The sequence below is a fragment of the Janthinobacterium sp. 35 genome, assembly GCF_002754575.1.
Taxonomy (GTDB): Bacteria; Pseudomonadota; Gammaproteobacteria; order Burkholderiales; family Burkholderiaceae_D; genus Janthinobacterium; species Janthinobacterium tructae.
Genome location: NZ_PEFN01000001.1, coordinates 2,761,039 through 2,773,395, shown reverse-complemented (window position 1 = coordinate 2,773,395; position 12,357 = coordinate 2,761,039). Strand labels below are relative to the sequence as shown.

The window sequence follows — 12,357 nt, the reverse complement described above, 5'->3', positions numbered from 1 at the left end:
TATTTTTAGCTGGCGGGAGCGGCGCGGCCGCTCCCTTCACATTCATCTCGGCTGGCTCAGGCGGCGACGGCTTGCACTTCCATGGCGGCGTCAGCTGCCATTTCAATCAGCGCGCGCTTGTATTCGTTCGGGAAGACTTTCACGAACTTGCCGCGCGCCGCAGCCCAATCGTCCAGCAGGACGCGGGCGCGGGTGCTGCCCGTGTGCTTGAAGTGACGCTCGATCAGGCGCTTGAGGATGACCTCGTCGGCTTCCGGCACGCCGTCGCGGTGCTGGGTATGCCAGGCATCGCGGTCGAGATGCTGTTCCGCTGCCGACACGACCTTGTCCAGGCTGACCATGGCCGTGTTGCATTTGGTAGCAAAGTCGCCGGCCGGGTCATACACATAGGCGATGCCGCCCGACATACCGGCCGCAAAGTTGCGTCCCGTGTTGCCCAGCACCACGACGGTGCCGCCCGTCATGTATTCGCAGCCATGGTCGCCCAGGCCCTCGACGACCGTGGTGGCGCCCGAGTTGCGCACGGCAAAACGTTCACCGGCCACGCCATTGAAGAAGGCTTCGCCGGCAATCGCGCCGTACAGCACCGTGTTGCCGATGATGATGTTATCCACGGCCCAGCCGCGGAATTCCGTATTCGGCCGCACGATAATGCGTCCGCCCGACAAGCCTTTACCCACGTAATCGTTGCCCTCGCCCACCAGGTCGATCGTAATGCCGTGCGCCAGGAAGGCGCAGGCCGACTGGCCCGCCGTGCCTTGCAGCTGGATGTGGATGGTGTCGTCCGGCAAGCCGGCGTGGCCATATTTCTTCGCCACTTCGCCGGACAGCATGGTGCCCACCGTGCGGTTGACGTTGCGCACGGGCGAGATGAAGGAGACGCGTTCGCCCTTCTCCAGCGCCGCGCGCGCTTGCGCGATCAGCTTGTGGTCCAGTGCTTTCTCCAGCGCATGGTCCTGGAATTCCACATGGCGGCAGGCTTGGCCGCTTGGTGTTTCCGGCTTGTAGAAGATGGCCGAGAAGTCCAGGCCCTGCGCCTTCCAGTGCGAAATCGCCTTCGATTTGTCGAGCAAGTCGACGCGGCCGATCAATTCGTCATACGTGCGGATACCCAGCTGCGCCATCAATTGACGGGCTTCTTCGGCAACGAAGAAGAAGTAATTGACGACATACTCGGGCTTGCCGGAAAACTTGGCGCGCAGCACGGGGTCTTGCGTGGCCACGCCCACAGGACACGTGTTCAAATGGCATTTGCGCATCATGATGCAGCCTTCGACCACCAGCGGTGCCGTGGCGAAACCGATCTCGTCGGCGCCCAGCAGGGCGGCGATGACCACGTCGCGACCCGTCTTCATCTGGCCGTCGGCCTGCACGCGAATACGGCTGCGCAAGCCATTCAAGACCAGCGTTTGTTGCGTTTCTGCCAGACCCAGCTCCCATGGCGTGCCCGCATGCTTCACGGACGACAATGGCGAGGCACCCGTGCCGCCGTCGTGGCCGGCGACCACCACGTGGTCGGCCTTGGCCTTGGTGACGCCGGCAGCGACCGTGCCGATGCCCACTTCCGACACCAGTTTCACGGAAATCGAGGCGCGCGGATTGGCATTCTTCAAGTCATGGATCAGCTGCGCCAGATCTTCGATCGAATAGATGTCGTGGTGCGGCGGCGGCGAAATCAGGCCCACGCCCGGCACGGAAAAGCGCAGGCTGGCGATGTATTCGGACACTTTATGGCCCGGCAACTGGCCGCCTTCGCCCGGTTTCGCGCCTTGTGCCATCTTGATCTGGATCTGGTCGGCCGAGTTCAGGTAGGCGGCCGTGACGCCGAAACGTCCCGACGCCACCTGCTTGATGCGCGAACGCATGGAATCGCCTTCCTGCAGCGGAATATCGACGACGATCTGCTCGGCGCCCACGATGGATGCCATGGTGTCGCCCTGGCGGATCGGGATGCCCTTCAATTCCTGCACGTAGCGGTTCGGATCTTCGCCGCCCTCGCCCGTGTTCGACTTGCCGCCGATGCGGTTCATGGCCACTGCCAGGGTCGCGTGCGCTTCCGTGCTGATGGAACCGAGCGACATGGCGCCGGTAGCGAAGCGCTTGACGATTTCCTTGGCCGGCTCCACTTCGTCGAGCGGAATCGCCTTGGTCGGATCGAGCTTGAACTCGAACAGGCCGCGCAGGGTCAGGTGGCGACGGCTCTGGTCGTTGATGATTTGCGCGTACTCTTTATAGCTGGAGAAATTGTTGCTGCGCGTGGAATGCTGCAACTTCGCAATCGCATCCGGCGTCCACATGTGGTCTTCGCCACGCACGCGGAATGCATACTCGCCGCCCGCGTCGAGCTTATCCATCAGCACGGGATCGTTGCCGAAGGCCAGCGCGTGCAGGCGCAGCGCTTCTTCCGCCACTTCAAACACGCCGATGCCTTCCACGTTCGAGGCCGTGCCCTTGAAGTATTTGTCCACCAGCGACTTGTTCAAGCCGATGGCTTCGAAGATTTGCGCGCCGCAGTACGACATGTACGTCGAAATGCCCATCTTCGACATGACCTTCATCAAGCCTTTGCCCACCGCCTTGGTGTAGTTGTAGATGGCTTTCTCGGCCGACAAATCGCCGGGCAAGCCGTGCGCCATCTCGGCCAGGGTTTCCATGGCCAGATACGGGTGGACGGCTTCCGCGCCATAGCCTGCCAGCAAGGCGAAGTGGTGCGTTTCGCGGGCCGAGCCCGTTTCCACGACGAGGCCGGTGGAGGCACGCAAGCCCTTGCTCACCAGGTGCTGGTGCACGGTCGAGGTGGCCAGCAGCGCGGGGATCGCCACCTGGTCGGCGCAAATGGCGCGGTCCGAGACGATCAGGATGTTGTGGCCGGATTTGACGGCGTCGACGGCTTCCGCACACAGCGAGGCCAGGCACGCTTCCACGCCTTCCTTGCCCCAGGCCAGCGGGTAGCAGATGTCCAGCTCGTACGACTTGAACTTGCCACCCGTGTGGGCGCTGATGTTGCGCAAACGCGCCATGTCGTCAAAGCCCAGCACGGGCTGTGCCACTTCCAGGCGCATCGGCGGGTTGACGTTGTTGGTATCGAGCAAGTTCGGTTTCGGGCCGATGAACGACACCAGCGACATCACCATCGCTTCGCGGATCGGGTCGATCGGCGGGTTCGTCACTTGCGCGAACAGTTGCTTGAAGTAGTTATACAGCGGTTTCAATTTGTTCGACATGACGGCCAGCGGCGAGTCATTGCCCATCGAGCCCGTCGCCTCTTCGCCGGCCACGGCCATCGGCGCCATGAGGAATTTCAAGTCTTCCTGCGTATAGCCGAACGCCTGCTGGCGATCGAGCAGCGATGGCTGCTCTTTTTCACCCTGGGCGCGGTCTTGCTTGGCTTGTCCTTCGGCCAGCTTGATCTCGTCGAGCTTGATGCGCACCGAGTTGATCCACGCTTTATACGGCTTGGCGTTGGCGTAGGTGTTTTTCAGTTCCTGGTCGTCGATGATGCGGCCCGCTTCCAGGTCGATCAGGAACATTTTGCCAGGCTGCAAGCGCCATTTCTGGATGATTTTCGACTCGGGGATCGGCAGCACGCCCGATTCCGACGCCATCACCACCAGGTCGTCGTCCGTGACGATGTAACGGGCCGGACGCAAGCCATTGCGGTCCAGCGTGCCACCGATGTGGCGGCCATCCGTAAACGCCATGGCGGCAGGGCCGTCCCACGGTTCCATCATGGCCGCGTGGTACTCATAGAAGGCACGGCGGTTGTCATCCATGGTCGTGTGGTTTTCCCACGCTTCCGGGATCATCATCATCATCGCCTGGGCGATCGGATAACCGGCCATCAACAGCAGTTCCAGCGCATTGTCGAAGCACGCCGTATCGGACTGGCCTTCATAGATCAACGGAAAGAGTTTCTGCAGGTCGTCGCCCAGCACGGCCGACTTCATCACGCCTTCGCGCGCGCGCATCCAGTTGAAGTTGCCTTTCACCGTGTTGATCTCGCCATTGTGCGCGATCAAGCGGTACGGGTGGGCCAGCGGCCATTCGGGGAAAGTATTCGTCGAGAAACGCTGGTGCACCAGGGCCAGGGCCGAAATGCAGCGCGCATCCTGCAAGTCCTTGTAATACACGCCCACCTGGTCGGCCAGCAGCAAGCCCTTGTACACAATGGTACGGGCCGACATCGACGGCACGAAGAATTCCTTGCCATGCAGCAGCTTCAAGGCCTGGATGGCATGGCCCGACGATTTGCGGATCACATACAGTTTGCGCTCAAGCGCATCGGTGACCATGATGTCCGGGCCGCGGCCGATGAAGATCTGGCGAATGACCGGTTCCTTGGCGCGCACGGTGGGCGACATCGGCATGTCCGTATCGATGGGCACGTTGCGCCAGCCCAGCACGACTTGTCCCTCGATGCGCACGGCGCGTTCGATTTCCTGTTCGCAAGCGATGCGCGACGCGTGTTCCTTCGGCAGGAAGACCATGCCCACGCCGTATTCGCCAGGCGGCGGCAATTCCACGCCCTGCTTGGCCATTTCTTCGCGGTAGTACTGGTCAGGAATCTGGATCAGGATGCCGGCGCCATCGCCCATCAGCGCATCGGCGCCCACGGCACCCCGGTGATCGAGATTTTTCAGTATCAGCAAACCCTGTTCGACGATCGAATGGGTCTTGTTGCCCTTGATATGGGCGACGAAACCGACGCCGCAGGCATCGTGTTCATTGGCTGGGTCGTACAGGCCTTGCGCTTTCATGGGCTTCTCCGCTGCATATGAGTATCGAAAACCTAGAGTAGTGCAACGCAACAAAAAACTCAACTACAACAATTAGGGTCGGAGTCGAATTAAATGTGATTCTGCCGCTCTAAAAATTTAATAGGGACATAGTCACCACCATTTCAATAAAACGTCAGAAAGAAACCATTTTTTGTTTTAAATGCGAATGCTTTTCAATTGGTGTCCGCGTTAGCCACGATTTTGCGGGGACGGCCCCGCTTGGCAGGCAGCACTTGCCGCTGCATTTTCTGCTCCAGCGCCTGCTTGAAAGCGTCGGAACCCAGCGGCCAGCCCTTCAATACAGCCTCTTCCACCACTTTCACCTGGCTGCTGCCCAGGCCTTGCTCGAACAGGCGCAGATAGGCGGCCTCGCGGTCGAACGGCGTATTGCCCAGCGCCCAGTACAGCGCATGGTCAGTGATGAGGGGATCGGGGCGCACGCCGGCATGGTGGGCATAGCTGGACCATGCATGGTCCAATGCCTGGGCCGCCAGGCCCGTTTGCACGGGCACGCATTCCAGGTAGCGGCAGCAAGTCAGGAAGAAATTGTCGGCATCGATGACGGCCGTTTTGTAGCGTCCCTGCCACAAAGCACCTTCGCGGCCGTATTTTTGATTGAAATACGGCACGTAATAGCGCCCCAGCCACTGCATCAGCTGTCCCAGCCCGGTGGCATCGCTGGGCGTGGCCAACAAATGTAGCTGATCAGGCAATAAAACGTAGGCGTGAATCGCCACCTTGAACATTTTCGCGCCCGCTTTCAGCCAGGACAAGCATTGCGCGTAGTCAGCCGCGTCCTGGAACACCGGCTGGCGATTGCTGCCGCGCTGGATCACGTAATGGGGCAGTGCTGGAATGATGAGGCGGGGCAAACGGGCCATGGCAAAGTCATAAAATGAAGGCTAAGGCCTTGATTTTACACACTTGTGCATACAAGGCACGACTCTGACCCTGTTTTATTGAAAATACGCCGAAAAACGCTGGACTCTGTCCCTTTTATGCCACCGCCCGCTTGCGGGCGGTGCAATAGGGACGATCAGGACAGATTAAAACTGGCCGACAGGCTGTAGCCTTCGCCATACGCACTGCGCAGCGGCAAGTCCTGCCCCAGACCCGTCTTGGCTTTCTTGCGCAGGCGGTACACGAGCATGTCGACCCGGCGGCCCGCATCGGGATCTTCGCCGCCCATGCCGGCCACGATGACGTCGCGCGGCACGGGGCGGGTATTGATGGTCAGCAAGTGCAGAAAGTTGAATTCCTTTTCCGTCAGGGCGATGACGGCGCCCATCAGCTCAAGTTGGCGCGCGCTCACTTTCAAGGTCCACTTGCCCGGCTCGGGCACAGGGTCTTGCGGCCCCACGCGGCGGTCGAGCGCCTCGATGTGGGCGGCCAGTTCGGGAAACTTGATCGGCTTGGTGAGATAATGGTCGGCGCCCAGGCGCAAACCCAGGATGCGGCTGTCGAAAGCGACACGCCCCGTCAGCACCAGCACGCCAATTTGCGGATACAGCTGGCGCATGCGAGGGATGACGTTGAAGCCGTCCTCGTCAGGCAAGCCCAGGTCCAGCACCACCACGCCGACATTGCCATGGCTCAACGCCGTCCACATCCCGCCAGCGGAGCTGGTGATATGGACTTCATGCTCGAGCTCAACGAGAAACTCCGCCATGTCTTCGGCGTACTCCAGATTGTCTTCGACGATCAGTATTTTCGTCATTGCAACGCCATTCTTCCGTTAGTGAGCTACCGTGGGCAAACCATGCCATTCACTTCTGCACCATGATGGACGGCACAATAGGTTTACGTCAAGGAATTATCACGGTTGCCTTCAGCGGAAGCAAGGCTTTTCCTTGTCTAGACAGGAAGCGGCAACCAAATGCGGAAAAGCGCCCCGCCTTCGGGCAGATTATGCCCTTGCAAACTCCCCCCATGCACGTCCACTACGGCGCGCGCCATGTACAGGCCCAGGCCCGCACCGGGATGCGTGGCATCGATTCCACGGAAACCTTTTGCGAACAACTGGGCCAGTTCTTCTTCCCGCAAGCCGGCTCCCGCATCGCGCACGCACAGGGCCACGCCGCCCTCGGGCACCAGCCTGGCCGACACGGTGATGCTGCTCCCAGGCGGGCTGAACTTGACGGCATTGTCCAGCAGGATCTTCAGGCACAGGGCCATGCCGGGCACGTCGCAGCGCAGCCGGGCCGGCAAGTCCTCGTCCAGTTCCAGCTGCACGGTGTGGCTGAAGGGCACGGTGGCGGCCGCCTGCTGCAGCAAGGCCAGCGGCGCGATGCCGTCGGCGGCCCGCTCGCGGCCCAGCGCCGCCATGCGTTCGGGCGACAGATAGTCGTCGATCATGGCCAACAAACGGTCGACGGCCGTCTGGATTTTCACATAGCGCTTGCGCGTGGCCTCGTCGGCGTCTTTCGACGTCGAGACGAGGCGCTGGATGGCGCCGTCGATGGTCGCCAGCGGCGTGCGGAACTCATGCGACAGCATCGAGGCGAAGCGCTTCTGCTCCTTTTCCCGCTCGGCTTCCTGCGCCTGGATGGCGCTGACATCGCGCAGCGTGCCCACGACGGTTTCGCCCCGACCCGGTGCGGCAGGCACGATGGTCGAGCTGATTTCCAGCGCCAGCAGATGCCCGTCGGCGTGCGGCAGTTCCACTTCGCGCAGCAGGGACAAACGGCTGGTGTCGCCAGCGCGCCAGCGCTGCAAGCGGGCCGGCACGTCTTGCGCCAGGCGCGCCGCGTGCTCGCGCAAGACGGGCAAGTCATGGCCCGTCAGGCGCTGCGCGGTGGGGCTGATGTAGAGTAATTCGAGGGTAGTGGCGTCGAGCAGGAAGGCCGCGTCGCGGCCGTGGTCGGCCAGCAGGCGGAACCGCGCTTCGCCCGCCCGCGCGCGCAACAGGGCGCGGCGCAACTGGACGAAACGCAGCGCCATGAGGATGGCGCCGGCAAGCAGCAAGAGGAAAAAGGGCAGGAAGGTCAGCATGCTTTATGCCTGGCGAGAATTGAATGCGCCAAGTATAAGCGTGCGGCGCCCTTAATCTTCCAGTGGAGCGAAAATCTGCTGCAAGTCTTCCTGCGTGAGCGCCATCTTCTGCGCTTCGCCTTCGGCCAGGATCGATTGCGCCAGCTCCGATTTCTTTTGCTGCAGCAACTGGATTTTTTCTTCCAGCGTGCCCTTTGCGATCAATTTGTAGACGAACACGGGCTTGTCCTGGCCGATGCGCCAGGCGCGGTCCGTGGCCTGGTTTTCCGCCGCCGGATTCCACCACGGATCGTAGTGGATGACCGTGTCGGCCGCCGTCAGGTTCAGGCCCACGCCACCCGCCTTCAGGCTGATCAGGAAGATGGGCACGGCGCCCTGCTGGAAGGCCGCCACTTGCGCGCCCCGGTCCTTCGTCTCGCCCGTCAGCAAGGCGTAGGGAATGTCGCGCGATTCGAGCTCTTCCTCGATCAATTCCAGCATGCTGGTAAATTGCGAGAAAACGAGAATCTTGCGCCCTTCGTCGAGCAAGTCTTCCACCATCTGCATCAAATCAATCAGCTTGGCCGAACCGGCCGACTGCTTCTTCGCCGGCAAGGATTTCACCAGACGGGGATCGCAGCAAACCTGCCGCAGTTTCAGCAGCGCTTCGAGGATGACGATCTGGCTGCGCGCCACGCCCTTCTTGTCGATTTCTTCGCGGACTTTTTGATCCATCGCCAGACGCACGGTTTCATACAGGTCGCGCTGCGGTCCCGTCAGCTCCACCTTGCGTACCATTTCCGTCTTCGGCGGCAGTTCCTTGGCCACATTGTCCTTCGTGCGGCGCAACAGGAACGGTTTGATGCGGCGGTTCAGCAGCATGCGGCGCAGCGGATCGTCCTGCCGCTCGATCGGATGGCGGAACTGGGTGTTGAACGTCTTCTCGTCGCCCAGCAAGCCCGGCAGCAGGAAGTGGAATTGCGACCACAATTCGCCCAAATGATTTTCCAGCGGCGTGCCGGACAAGCACAGACGGTGGCGCGCGCGCAGCAGGCCCGCGCTTTGCGCCGCCTTGCTGCGCGTATTCTTGATGTAGTGCGATTCGTCCAGGATGACCAGGTGGAAATCGTGCTCGCGCAAGGTTTCCTCGTCGCGCGGCAACAGCGCGTAGGTGGTCAGCACCAGGTCGCATTGGTCGATCTGGTCGAATTGCTGGGCGCGGTCCTTGCCCTGCAGCAGCAACACTTTCAGGCTGGGCGCAAACTTGGCCGCCTCGTCCTGCCAGTTGCCCATCAGGCTGGTCGGTGCAATCACCAGCGCCGGATGCGTCAAACGGCCCGCTTCCTTTTCCACCAGGATATGCGCAAGGGTTTGCACGGTTTTACCGAGGCCCATGTCATCGGCCAAAATACCGGCCAGGTCATGGTCGCGCAGGAATTGCATCCACGCCAGGCCATCGGCCTGGTAATCGCGCAGGGTGGCCTGCAGCCCGGCTGGCGCCGCCACTTTTTGCACGGAGCCGAACTGGCTCAGCTTGCGGCCCATGGCGCGCAATTGCTCGCCGCCCGTCCAGCGCAGTTCCAGCCCCCGCGCCAGCTCTTCCAGGCGCGCCGCGTCGAGGGTCGACATGCGCACCGCATGTTTGATCTTGTCGCTGAAGTACAGTTCCCCCAAGGTGTTGAGGATGGGGCGCACCCGGCCCCACGGCAGCGCGACGCGCGTGCCGTCCGGCAAGGTCGCCAGCATCTGGTCATCGTCGGCATGCGCCTCGATGACTTTCGGGTTGAAATCGTTGGGCGCGTTGCGGATCAGCTGCACCAGCACGGGCAGCAGCGGCACTCTTTCCTGGTTGACAACGATGCCCAGTTCCAGCTCGAACCAGGCGTTGCCGCTGTCCGGGTCCTGGTCGTCGATCTCCGCGTACCAGTCACCGGCTTCGCTCACGTCGTAGCGGTACTTGGCCGTCTTTTCCACGATCCAGCCCTGCTTGCGCAAGGCATCGATGCCGGACTCGGCAAAACGCAGCCATTCCGCCTGAGAAGGCAGTTGCAAGGCACCCTTCAAGCCGCTCAAGGGGGCCGAGCCCGGCTTCTTGAATTGCAGCTCGGCCAGGGTGGCCAGGGCGCGCGCTTCATCGAGCGTATTTCTCTGGATAATTTCCGTCACCTCGCCCACTTGCCGCACCACGCGCTGCGACGGGTCGAACGCGACGCGCTCGCCATCGTAGTCGTAGGACAGCACGGCGAAATCGCTCCAGCGCTGCGCGCTGCCATCGGCCAGCAGGGCGCTGTCGAGCAGCAAGACCGGTTGCGCCGGCACGTCCTTGCGCAAGCGCTGCGGCAACGGTTGCGGCAGCGGCATCAAATGCTGCAAGCCTTGCGCCAGCAGCAGTTGCGACACGCGTACCTTGTCGTTCGCATTCAACGGCGGCGCCTGTGCCACCAGCGCCTGCAGATCGGCGAGGGAAATGTCGGAGCCGCCCTGATTCAGTTCCAGCACGCCGCACGACAGATTGTCGATGTACCACGGCGGATCGGTGGGCAGCATGTAGTCGATCTGGTCGGCGCCATGGTGCTTCGCACCTTCCGGCGGGTCCACTTGCCAGCCCAGGCGCATGGTCTTGCCTTCGTCGCGCCAGAACAGGCGCGCGGGACGCACGGGACCTTCCTTCAACGGGTACACCAGCCCATTGCCGACATCGGCCCAGGAATTGGCCCACAACAGTTTATCTTGCTCGGCCAGCATTTTCAGCAGGGCCGCGCCCACCTTGCCCTTCGGCTCCGTGGCGCTGCCCGTCTGCGAGTTCTGCCCGCTGCGCATGGCCACGAAGAAACGCACGAGGTCTTCATCAAACGGCGTCAAAAACGTGGGAGGCGCCGACAGCAGCGAAAAGATTTCGCTGATGGGGGAAGCCGCCGCCACGTCGCCATTCGGCCGCAGCCGCGCCTTGTACAGGCACAGGGCCACATGGCGGCCACCGCTGGTGGGCGCCAGCACGTAAATCAATCGATGCGCGTTGAGTTTGGGGTCCGGTTCGGCAATGCTCAGCACGGCCTTCGGATGGGCGGCAGCCTCCACCCGCTGCAGCCAGGTGGCCACGGCATACGGCAAAGGCGCTCCCGGCGCGCTGGCCGGGGCAACTGGGGTTTCACTGGTTTCGTCGCGGGTAAAATCCATGGGGCGCATTTTTGTGTAAAGGTCGTATCCAAATCGGCAACAGGCAATATTATCCGCCATACAGGCGTTGCTGGCTTGATTCACACACGCTCTTTGAACAGTTTTAATGCGCGATGCCTAAAAAATAAGTATTTAATACGACACTTGGGGCCCACAAGCGGCAAAAGTGGCCCGTCACCGGCCATCTTCGCCGCCTGTGGACGGCTCTTGTCAGGCCGGCACAGTTTCTTCTTCCGCCACACTGGCGGCCTCGACTACCGGTGCCGTGCTCGTATCGGCTGGCGTAAAGTTGCGCAAAAACAAAAAGAACTGGCCCATCATCTGCGTCCACAGTTGCAGATTGATATTCAGGTACTCGCTGCTGACGCCACCGGCGACCAGCACATCCATTTCCAGCACGACGAAATCGCCATGCTGGGCCACGCGGGCAAAACGCTTGCTGCGGTGCCATTCGGCCAGCAAGCCGGCCGGCAAGTCGCCGCCCTGCACGCGCAGCGGGCAGCTCAGGGTCAGGTCCGCGTACTGGCCGGGCGCCGTTTCATTGCCCCACAGCACTTGAAAGCCGATGCCATGGCTGGCACTGTGCAGACGCACGACGCCGTCGTGTTCGATGCTCGTCACGGCGCAGCCGGCCGCCTTGATGGCCTCGGCCGTTTGTTCCGCATTCAGGGTGGTCAGCAAGTTGGTGTTGGTGTGTTCCATCGTCATTCCATTCATTTCAAGAAGATAAAATTATTGGGGGGCTGCTGCGGGCGCGGCCGGCGTTGCCGTCTGACGCGCGTCAAAGCGGCCCTGGTACAACTGATCGCCATACTGCTGGGCGATTTGCTCGAGCTTGACCCGGCTTTGCGCGGCGAATGGCTGGCGCGCCTGCATGACGCCCAGCACGTCCAGGCCTTCATACGCTTGCAGGATTTCCTGCCCGGCCGCATACAGCTGGGCATTCTTGCTTTCGCAGCGCGCCAGCGCGCCGCGCTGCGACGCCACTTCGCCGTCGAGGCGCGCACGCTCCGCTTCGATCTGCTTGCCCGTAGCGGCCAGCTGCTCGCTGGCCTGGCGCAATTGCGCCAGGTTGGCCGTTGCCTCTTGCGCGGCGGCCGCGCTGTGCTGTTGCTGCTCGCCCAGTTTTTCCCGTTGCGCGCGCTCTTGCGCCAGCTGCGACTGGCTGCGGGCCAGCTCCTTTTTCAAGCCATCGCTGGCAGGCGCAGCTGCAGCAGCGGGCGCGGCCTTGGCGGCAGGCCCGCCCTTGGCTTTCAGCACTTCCAGCTCGCCACGCGTCTGCTGCAATTGCGCCGTGACATTGCGCAACTCGGCCCGCAAACGCTCTTCCATGCTTTGCCCCTTCTGTCCCTGCGCCTGGGCGGCACCACCGGCCAGCAACATCAGCAGCAGGAGCGGCAAGCGCGTTTTGTTGAATATCAACATCATGGCT

The 12,357-nt window shown here is 62.0% G+C and carries 7 protein-coding genes; all 7 read right to left on the bottom strand.

Annotated elements, in window-relative coordinates:
- Positions 1-56 precede the first annotated feature (56 nt).
- The 7 genes from CLU93_RS12355 to CLU93_RS12325 all read right to left on the bottom strand — a co-directional run bounded on the left by CLU93_RS12355 (position 57) and on the right by CLU93_RS12325 (position 12,353).
- Entirely contained in the window at positions 57-4,757 is a 4,701-nt protein-coding gene (locus CLU93_RS12355) for a glutamate synthase-related protein (RefSeq protein ID WP_099761509.1), read from the bottom strand.
- A gap of 194 nt (positions 4,758-4,951) precedes the next feature.
- Positions 4,952-5,659: a transposase gene (locus CLU93_RS12350; protein WP_099761506.1), complete on the bottom strand. Its 708-nt coding sequence runs from the start codon at positions 5,657-5,659 to the stop codon at positions 4,952-4,954.
- Positions 5,660-5,814: 155 nt separating this feature from the next.
- On the bottom strand, positions 5,815-6,495 hold the full coding sequence (locus CLU93_RS12345) for a response regulator transcription factor (protein ID WP_099761503.1): 681 nt from the start codon (positions 6,493-6,495) through the stop codon (positions 5,815-5,817).
- Positions 6,496-6,632: 137 nt separating this feature from the next.
- Complete coding sequence (locus CLU93_RS12340; protein ID WP_099761500.1) at positions 6,633-7,769, bottom strand: PAS domain-containing sensor histidine kinase; 1,137 nt, start codon at positions 7,767-7,769, stop codon at positions 6,633-6,635.
- 51 nt (positions 7,770-7,820) lie between these two features.
- Entirely contained in the window at positions 7,821-10,925 is a 3,105-nt protein-coding gene (locus tag CLU93_RS12335) for a DEAD/DEAH box helicase (protein ID WP_099761498.1), read from the bottom strand.
- A 210-nt stretch (positions 10,926-11,135) separates the two neighbouring features.
- Complete coding sequence (locus CLU93_RS12330; protein ID WP_243420076.1) at positions 11,136-11,627, bottom strand: YbjN domain-containing protein; 492 nt, start codon at positions 11,625-11,627, stop codon at positions 11,136-11,138.
- 30 nt (positions 11,628-11,657) lie between these two features.
- A complete protein-coding gene (locus CLU93_RS12325) occupies positions 11,658-12,353 on the bottom strand; it encodes a hypothetical protein (protein ID WP_099761492.1) in 696 nt (231 codons plus the stop codon).
- Positions 12,354-12,357: the final 4 nt, after the last annotated feature.